Origin of the sequence: Pseudomonas sp. NBRC 111123 (genome assembly GCF_001320205.1) — a bacterium.
Classification (GTDB): Bacteria; Pseudomonadota; Gammaproteobacteria; order Pseudomonadales; family Pseudomonadaceae; genus Aquipseudomonas; species Aquipseudomonas putida_J.
On record NZ_BCAZ01000018.1, the window covers coordinates 38,881 to 55,885 of the forward strand.

General features: G+C 64.0%; 15 protein-coding genes. All 15 read right to left on the bottom strand.

All coding sequences use genetic code 11. The features are described from left to right. Nucleotides 1-23 precede the first annotated feature (23 nt). The 15 genes from ftsZ to mraZ are packed head-to-tail and all read right to left on the bottom strand — an operon-like array spanning nucleotide 24 to nucleotide 16,806. Entirely contained in the window at nucleotides 24-1,220 is a 1,197-nt protein-coding gene (ftsZ, locus tag APH27_RS11650; RefSeq protein ID WP_027917991.1) for a cell division protein FtsZ, read from the bottom strand. A 55-nt stretch (nucleotides 1,221-1,275) separates the two neighbouring features. Further along, nucleotides 1,276-2,538: a cell division protein FtsA gene (gene ftsA, locus APH27_RS11655; RefSeq protein ID WP_027594020.1), complete on the bottom strand. Its 1,263-nt coding sequence runs from the start codon at nucleotides 2,536-2,538 to the stop codon at nucleotides 1,276-1,278. A 14-nt stretch (nucleotides 2,539-2,552) separates the two neighbouring features. Further along, nucleotides 2,553-3,422 carry a cell division protein FtsQ/DivIB gene (locus tag APH27_RS11660; RefSeq protein WP_027917992.1) on the bottom strand — a complete coding sequence of 290 codons (870 nt, stop codon included), beginning with the start codon at nucleotides 3,420-3,422 and terminating at the stop codon, nucleotides 2,553-2,555. A 5-nt stretch (nucleotides 3,423-3,427) separates the two neighbouring features. Beyond that, complete coding sequence (locus APH27_RS11665; protein ID WP_027917993.1) at nucleotides 3,428-4,384, bottom strand: D-alanine--D-alanine ligase; 957 nt, start codon at nucleotides 4,382-4,384, stop codon at nucleotides 3,428-3,430. Next, the gene (gene murC, locus APH27_RS11670) at nucleotides 4,381-5,829 is read right to left on the bottom strand and encodes a UDP-N-acetylmuramate--L-alanine ligase (protein WP_027917994.1); all 1,449 of its coding nucleotides are present in this window, start codon (nucleotides 5,827-5,829) and stop codon (nucleotides 4,381-4,383) included. The genes APH27_RS11665 and murC overlap by 4 nt, the downstream gene beginning before the upstream one ends. Next, on the bottom strand, nucleotides 5,822-6,901 hold the full coding sequence (gene murG, locus APH27_RS11675; protein WP_027917995.1) for an undecaprenyldiphospho-muramoylpentapeptide beta-N-acetylglucosaminyltransferase: 1,080 nt from the start codon (nucleotides 6,899-6,901) through the stop codon (nucleotides 5,822-5,824). The genes murC and murG overlap by 8 nt, the downstream gene beginning before the upstream one ends. Further along, nucleotides 6,891-8,105: a putative lipid II flippase FtsW gene (gene ftsW, locus APH27_RS11680; RefSeq protein ID WP_027917996.1), complete on the bottom strand. Its 1,215-nt coding sequence runs from the start codon at nucleotides 8,103-8,105 to the stop codon at nucleotides 6,891-6,893. Before ftsW ends, murG begins: the two co-directional genes overlap by 11 nt. Beyond that, entirely contained in the window at nucleotides 8,102-9,448 is a 1,347-nt protein-coding gene (gene murD, locus APH27_RS11685; protein WP_027917997.1) for a UDP-N-acetylmuramoyl-L-alanine--D-glutamate ligase, read from the bottom strand. Before murD ends, ftsW begins: the two co-directional genes overlap by 4 nt. A 6-nt stretch (nucleotides 9,449-9,454) precedes the next feature. Beyond that, a complete protein-coding gene (mraY, locus tag APH27_RS11690) occupies nucleotides 9,455-10,537 on the bottom strand; it encodes a phospho-N-acetylmuramoyl-pentapeptide-transferase (protein WP_027917998.1) in 1,083 nt (360 codons plus the stop codon). Further along, on the bottom strand, nucleotides 10,537-11,904 hold the full coding sequence (gene murF / locus APH27_RS11695; protein ID WP_060484871.1) for a UDP-N-acetylmuramoyl-tripeptide--D-alanyl-D-alanine ligase: 1,368 nt from the start codon (nucleotides 11,902-11,904) through the stop codon (nucleotides 10,537-10,539). Before murF ends, mraY begins: the two co-directional genes overlap by 1 nt. Next, nucleotides 11,897-13,387, bottom strand: coding sequence for a UDP-N-acetylmuramoyl-L-alanyl-D-glutamate--2,6-diaminopimelate ligase (locus APH27_RS11700; RefSeq protein ID WP_371262709.1), 1,491 nt, complete (start codon nucleotides 13,385-13,387; stop codon nucleotides 11,897-11,899). The genes murF and APH27_RS11700 overlap by 8 nt, the downstream gene beginning before the upstream one ends. Beyond that, on the bottom strand, nucleotides 13,384-15,117 hold the full coding sequence (locus APH27_RS11705) for a penicillin-binding protein 2 (RefSeq protein ID WP_177326686.1): 1,734 nt from the start codon (nucleotides 15,115-15,117) through the stop codon (nucleotides 13,384-13,386). Before APH27_RS11705 ends, APH27_RS11700 begins: the two co-directional genes overlap by 4 nt. Beyond that, nucleotides 15,117-15,410 (bottom strand): cell division protein FtsL, encoded by a 294-nt coding sequence (gene ftsL / locus APH27_RS11710; protein ID WP_027918002.1) that lies wholly within the window; start codon nucleotides 15,408-15,410, stop codon nucleotides 15,117-15,119. Before ftsL ends, APH27_RS11705 begins: the two co-directional genes overlap by 1 nt. Continuing rightward, entirely contained in the window at nucleotides 15,407-16,354 is a 948-nt protein-coding gene (rsmH, locus tag APH27_RS11715) for a 16S rRNA (cytosine(1402)-N(4))-methyltransferase RsmH (protein ID WP_027918003.1), read from the bottom strand. Before rsmH ends, ftsL begins: the two co-directional genes overlap by 4 nt. Continuing rightward, complete coding sequence (mraZ, locus tag APH27_RS11720; RefSeq protein WP_011535546.1) at nucleotides 16,351-16,806, bottom strand: division/cell wall cluster transcriptional repressor MraZ; 456 nt, start codon at nucleotides 16,804-16,806, stop codon at nucleotides 16,351-16,353. The genes rsmH and mraZ overlap by 4 nt, the downstream gene beginning before the upstream one ends. Nucleotides 16,807-17,005: the final 199 nt, after the last annotated feature.

The following is a 17,005-nucleotide window of genomic DNA, read 5'->3' on the forward strand; positions in this document are numbered from 1 at the left end:
CCTTATACCCCTGATAAATTCCATCAATCGGCCTGACGACGCAGGAAGGCTGGGATATCGAGGTAGTCCAGGTCATCCTGAGGGTTGAGTTTAGCTGCCGCGGCAGCACCTGCGTGGGCCTGGTTGCGCATTACGGTCGGGCGCTCCAGGTCACGGTAGTTGACGGCTGGCTGCTCCTGGCGAACCGGAGCCGGGTTGGAGGACTCATACACCTGCTGAGCGGTCTGCAGGGTGTTGTCGACCACCTTCACCGGTTTTTCGATGCGCGCGCCCAGACCAGTGGCAACCACGGTCACGTGCAGTTCGTCGCGCATGTCTGGGTCGATCACGGTGCCGACCTTGACCATGGCGTGGTCGGAGGCGAAGGCTTCGATGATGCTACCCACGTCGGAGTATTCACCCAGCGACAAGTCAGGACCTGCGGTGATGTTCACCAGGATGCCGCGGGCGCCCTGCAGGTTGACGTCTTCGAGCAGCGGGTTGCGGATTGCCGCTTCGGTGGCTTCGCGAGCGCGGTTCGGGCCGCTGGCGCAGCCAGTACCCATCATCGCCATGCCCATTTCACCCATGACGGTGCGCACGTCGGCGAAGTCGACGTTGATCATGCCCGGGCGCTTGATGATGTCGGAGATACCGCGAACGGCACCGGCCAGTACATCGTCGGCCTTGGCAAAGGCGGACAGCAGGCTGGCATCCTTGCCCAGGATGGTCAGCAGCTTCTCGTTGGGGATGGTGATGAGCGAGTCGACGCTCTCAGCCAGCATGCGGATGCCTTCATCGGCGATCTGCATACGTTTGCGGCCCTCGAACGGGAACGGACGGGTCACCACTGCAACGGTGAGGATGCCCATTTCCTTGGCCACTTCGGCGATGATCGGCGCCGCACCGGTACCGGTACCGCCGCCCATGCCGGTGGTGATGAACACCATGTTGGTGCCCTGCAGCACCTCGGCGATGCGCTCACGGTCTTCCAGCGCGGCCTGACGGCCAACTTCCGGATTGGCACCGGCACCCAGACCCTTGGTCACGCCGGTACCCAGTTGCAGGATGGTGCGTGCGCCGATGTTTTTCAGCGCCTGGGCATCGGTGTTGGCGCAGATGAACTCGACGCCTTCGATGCTGCTCTTCACCATGTGGTTGACGGCGTTGCCGCCGCCACCGCCGACGCCGATCACCTTGATGACCGGACTTTGCGGGACGTTGTCTACGAGCTCGAACATTTTCCCTCTCCTTACAGTTCTCTAGTTGTCGCGCCTACCACTACTGCTTTGAAACTTAGAAGTTGCCCTGGACCCACCGCTTGAAGCGCTCAAGCACTGGGGCCTTCGGTTCATCGCCATAGCTGTTGCTGCTGCTGTTGCTGTTACCAGTCAGGACCATGTCCTCGGACTGCTTGAGCAGGCCGTAGGTGAGCAGGCCCACGCCGGTGGAATAGATCGGGTTGCGCACCACGTCGCTCAGCCCCCGAACGCTGTGCGGTACGCCCAGGCGTACCGGCATGTGGAAGATTTCCTCGGCCAGTTCCACGGCACCTTCCATCTTCGCGGTGCCGCCGGTGAGAACGATGCCGGCTGGCACCAGGTCCTCGTAGCCGCTGCGGCGCAGCTCGGCCTGGATCAGGGTGAAGAGCTCGTCGTAACGTGGCTCCACCACCTCGGCCAGGGCCTGACGCGACAGCTCGCGCGGTGGGCGATCACCCACGCTCGGCACCTTGATGGTCTCGCCGGCGCCGGCCAGTTTGGCCAGGGCGCAGGCGTAGCGGATCTTGATTTCTTCGGCGTACTGGGTCGGCGTACGCAGGGCCATGGCGATGTCGTTGGTGACCTGGTCGCCGGCAATCGGGATCACCGCGGTGTGGCGGATCGCGCCCTCGGTGAAGATGGCGATGTCGGTGGTCCCACCGCCGATGTCCACCAGGCACACGCCCAGCTCTTTCTCGTCATCGGTCAGCACCGAGTAGGCCGAAGCCAGCTGCTCGAGAATGATGTCGTCGATTTCCAGGCCGCAGCGGCGCACGCACTTCTCGATGTTCTGCGCGGCGTTGACCGCGCAGGTGACCACGTGGACCTTGGCTTCCAGACGTACGCCAGACATGCCCAGCGGCTCGCGCACGCCTTCCTGGTTGTCGATCACGTAGTCCTGCGGCAGCGTGTGCAGCACGCGCTGGTCGGCCGGAATGGCCACGGCCTGGGCGGCGTCGAGCACACGCTCGAGGTCGGCGACGCTGACTTCACGGTCGCGGATGGCGACGATGCCGTGGGAGTTCAGGCTGCGGATGTGGTTGCCAGCCACGCCGACGAACGCCGAGTGGATGCGGCAGCCGGCCATCAGCTGGGCTTCTTCCACCGCGCGCTGGATCGACTGCACGGTCGACTCGATGTTCACCACCACGCCTTTTTTCAAGCCGCGGGACGGATGGGTACCAATACCCACGATCTCGAGGGTGCCGTCTTCGCCCACTTCACCCACCAGCGCCACCACCTTGGAGGTGCCGATGTCCAGCCCGACGATCATTTTGCCGCTATGCGCGTTTGCCATGGTCCTGCCTCTCTCTAATTCTTCGCAACGGCGGGTTTGGCCGTCGTCGGTGCGTTCGGTTCCCGCCAGCCAACGGCAAGTCCGTTGGAGTAACGCAGATCAATGCGGGCGATAGTGGTGATCTGCTCTTTGAGTGTCTTGTCGTAAATGGCAATGAAACGGCGCATCTTTTCCACCAGATGGTCGCGCCCCAACAGCAGCTCGATGCCTGGCCCGGCGCTGCTCGCACCGGTGGTCAGGAACCAGCTGCCACGCTCACGCAATTCCAGGCGAGCGATGGAAAAACCCAGGGGGCGCAGCATCTGGCTCAATACCTGATACTGCTGCATGACTTGTTGCTGAGCGCGCTGCGGGCCGGCCAACTGCGGCAAGTGCTCGTAGTTGGCCAGTTCGCGCGGGGTGAAGGCCTGGCCCTGGTTGTTGAGCAGGGCCTCGTCACCCCAGCGTGCCACCGGCAGCTGTTCTTCCAGGCGAATCACCACTTCGTCCGGCCACACCCGGCGCACTTCGGCGTGGGCGATCCACGGCATCTGCTCGAGCTCGGCACGCATCGCCGTGAGGTCGACGCTGAAGAAGCTCGCCGCCACATACGGCGCGATGCGCTGCTGCACCGACTGCTGGCTGATGTAGCTGAGGTCACCCTGCACGTCGATCTTGGTGATCGGCCGGTCGGCATAAGGCATCAGGCGGATAGCGCCCTCATAGGCGCCGAAGCCTGCAGCCACCAGCACGATCGGCCACAGCAGGCGCTTGAGGCCGCCCAGGCTGGGCCGCGGCAGGCGCGCCGATACGGGCTCGTCGGCCACCAGTCGGCTGGCACCGCGCGGCACCGGCTTGCTACGGCCGGTAACGGGTTGCTGCTGACGTATCATTGCGCCTTGCATGATGGTTAACCTCGCGTCGCAACGCTTTCAGCCAGGATCGCCAGCACCAGTTGCTGGAAGTCCAGGCCGGCCGCGCGGGCCGCCATGGGCACCAGGCTATGATCAGTCATGCCGGGTGCGGTGTTGACTTCGAGCAGCCAGAACCGGCCCTGCTCGTCCTGCATCACGTCCAGCCGGCCCCAGCCTTCGATGCCAATGGCATCGCAGGCGCGCGCGGTCAGGTCGATCAGTTCCTGTTCCTTGGCACTGTCCAGGCCGCACGGGATGCGGTACTGGGTGTCATTGGCGATGTACTTGGCGTCGTAGTCGTAGAACACGTGCGGAGTACCCAGGGCGATCGGCGGCAGCACCTGGCCACGCAGAACGGCGATGGTGAACTCCGGGCCGTGAATCCATTGCTCGACCAGGACTTGTGAATCGTATTGGGCGGCATCCTTCCAGGCGGCGACCAGCTCTTCCACGCTGTTCACCTTGGCCATGCCGATGCTGGAGCCTTCATGGGCCGGTTTGACGATCAACGGGAAGCCCAGTTCCGTACCGGCGGCAACACAATCGTGTTCGCTGCCCAGTACCGCGTGGCGCGGGGTCGGAATACCCAGGCTCTGCCACACCTGCTTGGTGCGCAATTTGTCCATCGCCAGGGCCGAAGCGAGGATGCCGCTGCCGGTGTAGGGGATGCCCAGGCACTCGAGCAGGCCTTGCATGCTGCCGTCTTCACCGCCACGGCCGTGGAGGATGATGAAGGCGCGGTCGATCTTCTCGTTCTGCAGGCGCGCCAGCAGGTCGTCACCGACGTCGATGCCGACCACGTCGACACCGGCGCTGGTCAGCGCGTCGAGCACGGCGGCGCCAGACTTCAGCGACACCTCACGCTCGGCGCTCTTGCCGCCGTACAGCACGGCCACGCGGCCGAACGCTTTCACGTCCAGGGTCGAGTGCAGTTGTTCGTAGGCGCTGGTCATTTCGACTTCTCCTGCTTGGCGCCAGCGAACAGCGGGCTTTTCATCAGTTGCGGGGCCAGGCCACCGACATCACCGGCACCCTGGCAGATCAGGATGTCGCCAGCGCGCAGCAGTGGCTTGACCAGCGGCGCCAGCTCGGCGCCACGTTCGATGTAGATAGGGTCCAGCTTGCCGCGCTGGCGGATGCTGTGGCACAGCTGGCGGCTGTCGGCACCGGGGATCGGCTCTTCGCCGGCCGGGTAGACCTCCATCAGCAGCAGCACGTTGGCATCACCCAGCACCTGGACGAAATCGTCGTACAGGTCGCGGGTACGGCTGTAGCGGTGCGGCTGGTAGACGATTACCAGGCGGCGGCTTGGCCAGCCACCGCGCACGGCCTTGATCACTGCGGCCACTTCGGTCGGATGGTGGCCGTAGTCATCGACCAGCATCACGCTGCCGCCATCGACCGGCAGTTCGCCGTATACCTGGAAGCGGCGGCCGACGCCCTGGAAGCCGGACAGGCCCTGGACGATGGCTTCATCGCTGATGCCTTCGTCGGTGGCGATGGCGATGGTGGCCAAGGCGTTGAGCACATTGTGGTTGCCAGGCATGTTCACCGACACCTCGAGCGGCTCGCGGTCGCGGCGCAGCACGGTGAAGTGGGTCTGCATGCCCTGCTGCCGCACATTGATGGCGCGGATGTCGGCCTCTTCGCTGAAACCGTAGGTAACGGTCGGGCGCTTGACCTGCGGCAGGATCTCACGCACGACCGGGTCGTCCAGGCACATCACGGCCAGGCCGTAGAACGGCAGGTTGTGCAGGAACTCGACGAAGGTCTTCTTCAGCTTGTTGAAGTCGCCTTCGTAGGTCGCCATGTGGTCGGCGTCGATGTTGGTGACCACGGCCACCATCGGCTGCAGGTGCAGGAAGCTGGCATCGCTTTCGTCGGCTTCGGCAATCAGGTAACGGCTGGTGCCCAGCTGCGCGTTGGTGCCGGCAGCGGTCAGGCGGCCACCGATGACGAAGGTCGGGTCCAGGCCGCCGGCAGCGAACACCGAGGCCAGCAGGCTGGTGGTGGTGGTCTTGCCGTGGGTACCGGCAACCGCCACGCCGTGACGGTAGCGCATCAGCTCGGCGAGCATTTCGGCACGCGGCACCACAGGGATGCGACGCTCCAGGGCAGTGGCGACTTCCGGGTTGGCCGGGTTGATCGCACTGGACACCACCAGCACATCGGCGTTGGCAGCGTTCTCGGCGCGGTGGCCGACGAAGATTTCAGCGCCGAACGACTCCAGGCGCTCGGTGACCGGCGACGCCTTGAGGTCAGAACCGGACACTTGGTAGCCCAGGTTCAGCAGCACTTCAGCGATACCGCACATGCCCACACCGCCGATACCGACGAAGTGGATGCGGTTGATACGGCCCATCTTCGGCTGGGGCATGGCTTTCTGGCTTTCAACCATGGGCCACCTCCAGGCAGATATCGACCACGGTGCTGGTTGCAGCAGGCTTGGCCAGGCGCCGTGCGGTGCCAGCCATGGTGTTGAGTTTCTCGGGTTGCATCAGCACCTCGTTCAGGCGTTCAGCGAGTTGCGCTGCGCCAGTTGTCGCTTGTGGCATAAGGAAGGCAGCGCCTTCCCGGGCCAGATATTGGGCATTGTGGGTCTGGTGGTCGTCGATCGCGTGGGGCAAGGGCACCAGCATCGAAGGCAGGCCCGCCGCCGCGAGTTCGCTGACGGTCAGGGCACCGGCCCGGCAGACCACGATATCGGCCCAGCCATAGGCATGGGCCATGTCCTTGATGAACGGTTCGACCTGGGCTTCTACACCCGCCTCGCGGTAACGCTCGGCAGTGGCTGGCGCATGGTGCTTGCCGGCCTGGTGGAACACCTCTGGGCGCAGGTTCGCCGGCACTTCGGACAGGGCCTTAGGCAACAATTTGTTCAATGGTTCCGCACCCAGGCTGCCTCCCATCACCAGCAGGCGTGCGCGGCGCTCGGCCAGAGGGGCCCGCAGGGCATCCATGAACAGCTCCGGGCGCACCGGGTTGCCAGTGGTACGCAGCTTGTCGCTGGCGTCGAAGGTCGCCGGGAAGGCTTCGCAGACACGCGCCGCCAGCGGCAGCAGCAGACGGTTGGTGGTGCCGGCGCGGGCGTTCTGCTCGTGGATCACCAGCGGCACCCCACACAGCCGTGCGGCAACGCCGCCTGGGCCCGTCACGTAGCCGCCGAAGCCGACCACGCACACGGGCTTGAGCTCGCGCACGATACGGCGCGCCTGGAGCACCGCCTTGACCAGGGTGAACGGCGCCTTGAGCAACGAGAGCTTGCCCTTGCCACGCAGGCCGCTGACCTGGATCAGGTGCAGTGGCAAGCCGGCTTGCGGCACCAGCTCGTTCTCGATGCCGCGCGGTGTGCCCAGCCAGTGCACGGTGTATCCGCGCGACTGGAATTCACGGGCGCAGGCCAGGGCCGGGAACACGTGGCCCCCTGTGCCGCCCGCCATGATCAGTACATTCTTGCCGTCAGCGGCCATGATTGGTCTCCTCGGCAAAATCACTTTCTTTGAATTCGTGCTCCTCGCTGCCCAGGTGCGTGCGACTTTCCCACTCGATGCGCAAGAGCAAGCCCACGCAGGCACAGCAGATCACCAGCGACGAACCACCGTAACTGAGGAACGGCAGGGTCAGGCCCTTGGTCGGCAGCAGGCCGACGTTCACGCCGATATTGATCAGGAACTGGCCGATCCACAGGAACGCCAGGCCGAACGCCATGTAGGCGGCGAAGAACTGCTTGGCCTTCTCTGCCCACAGGCCGATGTACAGCGCGCGAATGGTGACGAAGACGAACAGCGCGATGGTCACCAGCGAGCCGACCACGCCGAGCTCTTCGGCCAGTACCGAGAACACGAAGTCAGTGTGTGCTTCAGGCAGGTAGAACTGCTTCTGCACGCTGTTGCCAAGGCCGACGCCCAGCCACTCGCCGCGGCCGAAGGCAATCAGTGCCTGGGTCAGCTGGTAGCCGGAACCGAACTGGTCGGACCAGGGGTCGGTGAAGGTGATCAGACGCGCCATCCGGTAAGGTTGCGCCTGCACAAGGATGAACACCGCAGCCACCGCCAGTACCACCATCAGGCTGAAACGGAACAGCCCCACCCCGCCGAGGAACAGCATCGCGGCGGCGGCCCCCATCATCACCACGGTGGCACCGAAGTCTGGCTCCATCAGCAGCAGGGCGGCCATCGGCAGCAGCACGATGAACGGCTTGAAGAAGCCCATCCAGGTTTCGCGTACCTCGGTCTGGCGCCGTACCAGGTAACCGGCCAAATAGATGACCACGAAGACCTTGGCGATCTCCGACGGCTGGACGTTGAAGAAGCTGAAGCCGATCCAGCGCATCGAACCGTTCACTTCGCGGCCGATACCTGGCACCAGCACCAGCACCAACAGGCCGAAGGCGCCGATCAGCATCATGAAGCCCATGCGCTGCCAGGTGGCAATCGGCACCATCATGGTCGCGCCACAGGCAACCAGGCCGAGGAACACGTACACCAGATGGCGGAACATGTGATAGAGCGGGTTGCCCGATTGCACCGCAGCCACTTCCGAGGAGGCCGAGGTGATCATCACCAGGCCCAGGCCCAGCAGCGCGAGGCAACCGGCCAGCATGGCGAAGTCGAGGTCGACGCCACGGCCGCTGATCAGCGGCGACGGATACGGCTTGAGGATGCCGAAGATCATGCCAGCCCTCCCGCCGCCTGGGCGAACAGGCGCCCGCGCTCTTCAAAGTTCTTGAACATGTCGAGGCTGGCGCAGGCCGGCGACAGCAGCACGGCATCGCCCGCCTCGGCCAGTTCGGCACATTGCTGCACGGCGTCGTCCAGGGTCTTGACCCGCACCAGCGGAACGTCGTCACCCAGCGCCTCGGCCAACCGTTCAGCATCACGGCCGAGCAACACCACGGCGCGGCAGAAGCGTTTGACCGGCTCGCGCAGTGCGGCGAAATCGGCGCCCTTGCCGTCGCCACCGGCGATCAGCACCAACTTGCCTTCGATGTCCGCGCCCAGGCCTTCGATCGCCGCCAGCGCAGCACCGACGTTGGTGGCCTTGGAATCGTCGTACCAGTTGACCGCATTGCGCTCACGGATCCACTGGCAGCGGTGGGCCAGGCCCTTGAACTCACGCAGCGCTTCGAGCATTGGCGCGAACGGCAGGCCGGCGGCATGGCCGAGGGCCAAGGCCGCCAGGGCGTTGCTCTGGTTGTGGGCGCCGCGAACCTTCAGCTCACGCACTGGCATCAGTGTCTCGAATTCGTATGCCAGGTACTTCTCGCCATCCACTTCACGCAGGCCGAAGGCTTTGAAGTCCGGCTGATTCAGGCCGAATGTGAAGCACGGGCGACCTTCTACCGGCAGCGGCCGGCTCAGGGCATCCTGGCGGTTGACCACGACTTGGCGAGCACCTCGGAAGATCCGGTGCTTGGCCAGGTGGTAGGCCGGCAGCCCGCTGTAGCGGTCCATGTGGTCTTCGCTGATGTTCAGCACGGTGGCGACTTCGGCATTGAGCTGGTCGGTGGTTTCCAGCTGGAAGCTCGACAGTTCCAGCACATACAGCTCGACATCGTCGCTCAACAGGTCCAGCGCCGGGGTGCCCAGGTTGCCGCCCACGGCCACGCGCTTGCCGGCCTTGGCGGCCATTTCGCCAACCAGGGTGGTGACGGTGCTTTTCGCGTTGGAGCCGCTGATCGCCACGATCGGCGCCTTGGCATGGCGGGCGAACAGCTCGATGTCACCGGACAGCTGCACACCACGCGCCGCCGCCTGTTGCAGGGCCGGGGTAGCAAGGGCCAGACCCGGGCTCACGTACAGCTCGTTGGCGCGGCACAGGAAGTCCACGTCCAGCTCACCACAGCGCACTTCCACCTGCGGGTAATCACGGCGCAGGGTTTCCAGTTCCGGCGGTTGCTCACGGGTGTCGGCGACCGCAAAGGCAATGCCCCGGTTCGCCAGGAAGCGAACCAGGGACATGCCGCTCTTGCCGAGGCCGACAACGATGCGGAATTGGTCGGAAGCGATCAATGACACGCTTTTCTACCTCAGTTTCAGGGTTGCCAGGCCGATCAGCACCAGAATCACGGTGATGATCCAGAAACGGACGATCACGCGCGGCTCAGGCCAGCCCTTGAGTTCAAAGTGGTGGTGAATCGGCGCCATGCGGAACACGCGCTTGCCGGTGAGCTTGAACGAGGCAACCTGGATCACCACCGACAGGGTTTCCATCACGAAGATGCCGCCCATGATGAACAGCACGATTTCCTGGCGCACGATCACGGCGATGGTGCCCAGGGCGGCGCCCAGCGCCAGCGCGCCGACGTCGCCCATGAATACCTGGGCCGGATAGGTGTTGAACCACAGGAAGCCCAGGCCGGCACCGATCAGCGCGCCGCAGAACACGATCAGCTCGCCCGAGCCCGGCACGTAAGGGATCAGCAGGTACTCGGCAAACTTCACGTTACCCGACAGGTAGCAGAAGATGCCCAGCGCACCGCCAACCATCACGGTTGGCATGATTGCCAGGCCATCGAGGCCGTCAGTCAGGTTGACCGCGTTACTGGAGCCAACGATGACGAAATAGGTGAGGACGATGAAGCCGATACCCAGCGGGATGGTGACGTCCTTGAGGAACGGCACGATCAGGGTGGTTTCGACGCTGGTCGGTGCGGTCATGTACAGGAATACTGCCGCGCCAAGACCGAACACCGACTGCCAGAAGTATTTCCAGCGGCTCGGCAAGCCACGCGAGTTCTTTTCGATCACCTTGCGGTAGTCGTCTACCCAGCCAATGGCACCGAACAGCAGGGTGACGATCAGCACAGTCCAGACGTAGCGGTTGGACAGGTCGGCCCACAGCAAGGTGCTGATGCCGATGGCAGACAGGATCAGTGCGCCCCCCATGGTCGGGGTACCGGACTTGGACAGGTGCGATTGCGGGCCGTCGTTACGAACGGCCTGACCAATCTGGCGAATCTGCAGGGTACGGATCATCCACGGCCCCAGCCACAGCGCCAGCGACAACGCGGTCAGTACACCAAGAATCCCGCGCAGGGACAGGTACTGGAAGACCGCGAAGCCCTTGTGGAACTGTTGCAGATACTCAGCCAACAGCAGCAGCATTAATGTTTCTCCCCGCTGGCACCGCACAATGCCGCCACGACGTTTTCCATCGCAGCGCTGCGCGAGCCCTTGATCAAGATAGTGGTGTCGCTGGCGGTTTCGGCGCGAACGGCGTCGATCAGCTCAGCTTGAGTTGCGAAATGACGGCCATTGGCACCGAACGCCTTGACCGCATGAATCATGTTGGAACCCGTTGCATACACGGCGTCAACCTTGCCGCGTGCGTAATCACCCACCTGCCGGTGGCCTTCTTCCGCCCACTGGCCCAGTTCGCCGATATCTCCAAGCACCAGAACGGTGCGCCCGGAAAAGCCGGCGAGTATATCAATGGCAGCACACATGGAGGTGGGATTTGCGTTGTAGCTGTCGTCGATTACCCGCACGCCGTTCGGCGCGACTTGCGCCACAGTGCGGCCCTTGACCGGTTGCACGGCGTTGAGGCCGGCGGCGATGCCACTCAGGCTCAGACCAACGGCATGGGCGGCGGCAGCGGCAGCCAGCGCGTTGCTTACGTTGTGGGTGCCCAGCAGGTTCAGCTGCACCGGCACACTGCCATCGGGGCCGTGCAGCTTGAACGATGGGCAGCCACGCGCATCCCTGCCAATGTCGCTGGCATGGAAGTCAGCCTGTGGGTTGTCCAGGGCGAAGCTGAAGATGCGGTGGTTGCCAGCGCGCTTGCGCCAGATCTCGAACGCCTTGTCAGCCAGGTTGAGGATGGCGGTGCCACCCTCGCCCAAGCCTTCGAGGATTTCGCCCTTGGCTTCGACGATCTTCTCAGGGCCGCCGAACTCGCCAACGTGGGCAGTACCGGCGTTGTTGATGATCACCACCTGCGGCTGGGTCAGCCCGACGGTGTAGCGGATCTCGCCGATGCGCGAAGCGCCCAGCTCAATCACCGCGGCGCTGTGCTCCGGGGCGATTTCCAGCAAGGTCAGCGGTGCACCGAGGTCGTTGTTCAGGTTGCCACGCGTGGCGTGCACCAGGCCCCGGGTGCGCAGGATGCTGGCGAGCATTTCCTTGACCGTGGTCTTGCCACTGGAACCGGTGATGGCGACTACCGGTTTGTCGAACGCGGCGCGGTTCAGCGCACCGAGCTGGCCGAGTGCGACACGGCAGTCGGCAACCAGCAGCTGCGGCAGACCGACATCGGCGATTTCGCGCTCGACCAGCGCAGCGACAGCACCTTTGGCCTGCACGTCGGCCAGGTAGTGATGGCCATCGAAGCGCGGCCCGGTCAAGGCAACGAACAGCTGACCGGCAGTTACGCTGCGACTGTCGATGCTGACACCGGTGAAGCTGGCGTCGGCGTTGACCAAGCGGGCATTCAGGGCGCCGGTCAACTGACTGAGGGTCATGGGCTTAAGCATGTGGAGCCTCCCAGGCTGCAAGTGCCTTGTCGGCTTCGATCAAGTCGGAGAAAGCATGGCGCTCGCCATTGATCTCCTGGTAATCCTCGTGGCCCTTGCCGGCCAGGACGATCACGTCATTGGCAGCGGCAGTGGCGATCAGGTGCGCAATGGCCTCGCCACGGCCAGCAACGAACTCGACCTCGGCGGGCTTGGCGAAGCCCGGGCGAATATCGTCGAAGATGCCTTGCGGGTCTTCAGTACGCGGGTTGTCATCGGTAACCAGCACGCGGTCGGCGAGGCGCTCGGCCACTTCGGCCATCAGCGGGCGCTTGCCGCGATCGCGATCGCCGCCACAGCCGAACAGGCATAGCAGCTGGCCGTGGGCATGCGGACGCAGCGCTTCGAGGACTTTTTCCAACGCGTCGGGGGTGTGGGCGTAATCGACCACCACCAGCGGCTTGTCACCGCCACCCAGGCGCTGCATGCGGCCGACCGGGCCCTGCAGGTGCGGGGTGACCTTGAGAATTTCGTCCAGCGAGTAGTCGAGCGCCAGCAACGTGGCCACCGCTGCCAGCACATTGCTCAGGTTGAAGCGGCCAAGCAGCTGGCTGCGCAGGATGCGCTCGCCCTGGGCAGTCACCAGCGTGGCGCGCACGCCATCGTCATCGAAGTGTGCTTCGCGACAGAACAGCGAGGCGTCCGGGTTTTCCAGGCTATAGCTGAGCAGCCGGGTCTCGATATGATCGGCAACCGGGCGACGGGCGAAATCGTCTGCCAAGCGACGGCCGAACCCATCGTCCAGGTTGACCACCTGACAACGCAGGCTCGGCCAGGCGAACAGTTTGGCCTTGGCGGCCTCGTAAGCCTCCATGCTGCCGTGGTAATCGAGATGGTCGCGGGACAGGTTGGTCATGACCGCGATGTCGAACTCCAGCGCAGCGACACGGCCCTGTTCCAAGGCATGGGAGGAGACCTCCATGGCCACGGCCTTGGCGCCACCTTTCTGGAGATCGTTGAGAGTCGACTGCACCGCGATCGGATCGGGCGTGGTCAGTCGGCCGCTTTGCAGCTCGCCATAAAAGCCGGTGCCCAGGGTGCCGATCAGGCCGCAGCGCTGGCCCAGCGCATCGAGCGCCTGAGCCACCAGCTGGGTGACGCTGGTCTTGCCATTGGTACCGGTGACGCCCACCAGGTTCAGCTGGCGGCTCGGCTCGCCATAGAAGCGGCCGGCAATCTGCGACAGCTGGCTGATCAGGCCTTTGACAGGAATCAGCGGCACATCGGTCAGCGGCAGCACGCTAGCGCCTTGCTCTTCGTAGGCAATGGCAGCGGCGCCACGCGACAGCGCATCGGCTATGTGCTCACGGCCGTCGACCTTGGCACCGGGCACGGCCAGGAACAGGTCGCCCTGACGCACCTGGCGGCTGTCCAGGGTCAGCTCACGGATGAGCGGATCACGGCTGGCGTGGGCGAAAAGCTTGCTCAGTGGCATTGTCATCATCCACGCCCTCCCTTGGCGGGTGCTGCACTGGCCTGCTGCGGATCGCTAGGCGGCGGCAGGTTGTCTGGCGGCACATTCATCAGGCGCAGAGTGCCCGACATGACCTTGCTGAATACGGGGGCCGACACCAGGCCGCCGAAGTAGCCACCCTTGCCCGGTTCGTCGATGACCACGACGATGGCGTAGCGTGGGTCGCTCATTGGGCCGAAGCCGGCGAACAGCGAGCGGTAGGCGTTTTCGGTGTAACCCTTGGAGCCGACGGTAGCCTTACGGGCGGTACCGGACTTGCCGGCCACGTGATAGAACGGCACCTGGGCACGGAACACGCCGCGCGGTGCTTCAATCACCTGCTGCAGCATGCCCTGGATGGTTTCGGCAGTTTCCTTGGGGATGGCCTGCACTGCTTCAGGCGCCTTGTCGACCTTGAGGATCGACAGCGGCACCATTTTGCCGTCGTTGGCCAGCGCCGCGTAGGCGTGCACCAGCTGCAAGGCCGTCACAGACACACCGTAGCCGTAGGACAGGGTCGCGGTTTCAGCCTTGCGCCACTCGCGGTGGTTGGGCAGGTTGCCGACACGCTCGCCCGGGAAGCCGAGGCCGGTGTACTGGCCCAAGCCGACCTGGGACATGACCCGGTAGATGGCTTCACCGCCGATATCGAAGGCGATCTTGCTCATGCCGACGTTGGAGGAGTTGATCAGGATGCCGGTCAGGTCGAGGATCGGGCCCTCGCTCCTGGACACGTCCTTGATGGTGTAGCGACCGATCTGCAGGCTACCCGGATACACCTCGACCTTGTCGGTCGGTTTCCAGCGGCCGCTCTGCAGCGCCGCACTCATCGAGATCGGCTTCACCGTCGAACCCGGCTCGAACACGTCGATGATGGCCCGGTTACGCATGGCGGCCGGGAACATGCTGCGACGGTTGTTAGGGTTGTAGGTCGGCTGGTTGACCATGGCCAGGACCTCACCGGTCTTGACGTCCATGATCACCAGGCTGCCGGCCTTGGCGTCCTGCTCGGCAATCGCGTTGCGCAGTTCGCGGGTGGCCAGATATTGCAGGCGCAGGTCGATCGACAACGCCAAGGTCTTGCCGGCCTTGGCGTTCTTGGTAACCTGGATATCCTTGATCAACCGGCCGCGCCGATCCTTGATCACTTGCCGCTTGCCGGGCACGCCGGCCAGCCATTCATCGTAGGCCAGCTCCACGCCTTCTCGGCCGTGGTCGTCGAGGTCGGTGAAGCCGACCATGTGCGCGGTCACGTCACCGGCAGGATAGAAGCGGCGGAATTCTTCCAGGCCATATACGCCCGGCACCTTCAGGTCGAGCACGTGCTGGCCCTGCTCTGGGGTCAGGCCGCGGACCAGGTAGATGAATTCCTTGTTGGCCTGCTGGGTCAGGCGCTCGGTCAGTTGCTGGGCGTTCTGCCCGAGAGCAGCGGCCAGCTGTGGCCAGCGGTCCTTGGACGCCTGCATTTCCTTGGGGTTGGCCCACAAGGTGGTGACCGGCGTACTGACGGCCAGCGGCTCGCCGTTGCGGTCGGTGATCAGACCACGGTGCGCAGGGATGGGGATGTGACGCAGGCTGCGGGCATCGCCCTGGCCCTTGAGGAAGTCGCGGTCGACGACCTGCAGGTCGATGATGCGCCAGCAGATCGCGCCGACCATCAGTGCCAGCAAACCGATCACTACCCGGAAGCGCCAAGGATAGAGTGCGCCTTCGAGCTTCATCATGGTGCCACCATCCGCACTTCGTCAGCCGCCGGCACGCGCATTTTCAGCTGCTCGGAGGCCAAGGTCTCGATACGGCTGGAGGCTGTCCAGGTGCTTTGTTCGAGAATCAGCCGGCCCCACTCGGCCTGAGCTTTGTCCCGTTCGTTGAGCTCGCCGTACAAGGTGTTGAGCAACTGGCGATTCCAGTGGGCGCTGTACGACACGGCGATCGCCGAAACGAGCACGCCGACAAACAGCAGAAGCATCAGGAAGCTTCCGCCTGGCAGAGGTTTGGCAAATAGCCGGCTCACCGAAGCTTCTCCGCCACCCGCATCACGGCGCTGCGCGACCGCGGGTTGGCCTTGAGTTCGGCTTCGGAGGCAAACTGGGCCTTGCCGATCAGCTTGATCTTCGGCTCGAAGACCTTGTGCTGTACCGGCAGGTTGCGTGGCAGGTTGTCGGCCTCACCCTTGACCAGCTTGCGCATGAACAGTTTGACGATGCGGTCTTCCAACGAGTGGAAGCTGATGACCGCCAGGCGGCCGCCCACCTCCAGTGCGTCGAGCGCAGCTTCAAGGCCGGCCTCGAGGTCACCCAGTTCGTTGTTGACGTGAATGCGCAGCCCCTGGAAGGCGCGGGTCGCCGGGTTCTTGCCCTTCTCCCAGGCGGGGTTGGCAACCTTGAGCACTTCAGCCAGATCGGCGGTGCGGGTGAATGGCTGCTTCTCGCGGCGCTCGACCACGGCACGCGCCATACGCCCGGCAAAACGCTCTTCGCCGTATTCCTTGAAGACGCGGGCAATTTCCTCGACCGGCGCGGTGGCGATGAACTCGGCAGCGCTAATGCCCTGATCCGGGTTCATGCGCATGTCCAGCGGGCCATCGTTGAGGAAGCTGAAGCCACGCTCTGGGTCATCCAGCTGCGGCGAGGACACCCCCAGGTCCAGCAGGATGCCACTGACTTTGCCGTCCAGACCGCGCTCGGCCACTTCCGCGCCCAGCTCGGCAAAGCTGCGCTGCACAATGACAAAGCGGCCGTCTTCGGCCGCCAGCGCTTGCCCGGTGGCAATCGCTTGAGGATCTTTGTCGAAGCCCAGCAGCCGCCCTTGCGGCCCGAGCTTGCTGAGAATCAGGCGGCTATGGCCGCCACGCCCGAAGGTGCCGTCCAGATAGCAACCGTCGGCGCGCAGGGCCAATGCCTCGACAGCTTCATCGAGCAGGACGGTGATGTGGTTGAAGCCGCTATCTATGGTCACAGGATCAGGTCACGCAAATCGTCGGGCATGGCGCCCGGTTGTTGGATAGCTGCAAGATCGGCTGCCGAAACCGCGTTCCAGGCATCTTCATCCCACAGCTGGAATTTGTTCAGTTGCCCCACCAGCATCGCCTTCTTGTCCAGCTTGGCGTACTCACGCAGGCGGGGCGGCACCAGGAAACGCCCACTGCCATCGAGCTCCAGGTCAACCGCATTACCGATCAGCAAACGCTGCAGGCGGCGGTTTTCCTCACGCAACGACGGCAAGGCACGCAACTTGGCTTCAATCTGTTCCCACTCGTCGAGGGGATAAACACACAAGCAGGGGTCAACGGCGTCGATGGTCACGATCAGCTGACCATTGCAACGCGAATCGAGCTCGTCACGGTACCGGCTCGGCATCGCGAGACGGCCCTTGGCATCGAGGCTGACGGCGTTGGCTCCGCGAAACACGGTAGCGATCCCCCACAATGTTAGCTTTTTTGTGCCAGAAAACCCACTTCATCCCACTTTCTGCCACTTGCGCACACTATAGGAATCCGCCCGCTGCACCGTCAAGGCACGTTCATAAGGAAAACCCTTACAGGACCGAGATTTAGCGCAACAAAGGAATGCGGAAGGACTGCCAGGAGGGGAAAAACACGAGAAAAAT

Coding starts and splice junctions, on each gene's coding strand:
- mraY (WP_027917998.1), bottom strand. CDS start 10,537: ATGCTGCTGCTGTTGGCTGAGTATCTGCAACAGTTCCACAAGGGCTTC.
- ftsZ (WP_027917991.1), bottom strand. CDS start 1,220: ATGTTCGAGCTCGTAGACAACGTCCCGCAAAGTCCGGTCATCAAGGTG.
- APH27_RS11665 (WP_027917993.1), bottom strand. CDS start 4,384: ATGACCAGCGCCTACGAACAACTGCACTCGACCCTGGACGTGAAAGCG.
- ftsA (WP_027594020.1), bottom strand. CDS start 2,538: ATGGCAAACGCGCATAGCGGCAAAATGATCGTCGGGCTGGACATCGGC.
- APH27_RS11660 (WP_027917992.1), bottom strand. CDS start 3,422: ATGCAAGGCGCAATGATACGTCAGCAGCAACCCGTTACCGGCCGTAGC.
- murG (WP_027917995.1), bottom strand. CDS start 6,901: ATGGCCGCTGACGGCAAGAATGTACTGATCATGGCGGGCGGCACAGGG.
- ftsW (WP_027917996.1), bottom strand. CDS start 8,105: ATGATCTTCGGCATCCTCAAGCCGTATCCGTCGCCGCTGATCAGCGGC.
- APH27_RS11700 (WP_371262709.1), bottom strand. CDS start 13,387: ATGATGACAATGCCACTGAGCAAGCTTTTCGCCCACGCCAGCCGTGAT.
- APH27_RS11705 (WP_177326686.1), bottom strand. CDS start 15,117: ATGAAGCTCGAAGGCGCACTCTATCCTTGGCGCTTCCGGGTAGTGATC.
- murF (WP_060484871.1), bottom strand. CDS start 11,904: ATGCTTAAGCCCATGACCCTCAGTCAGTTGACCGGCGCCCTGAATGCC.
- murC (WP_027917994.1), bottom strand. CDS start 5,829: ATGGTTGAAAGCCAGAAAGCCATGCCCCAGCCGAAGATGGGCCGTATC.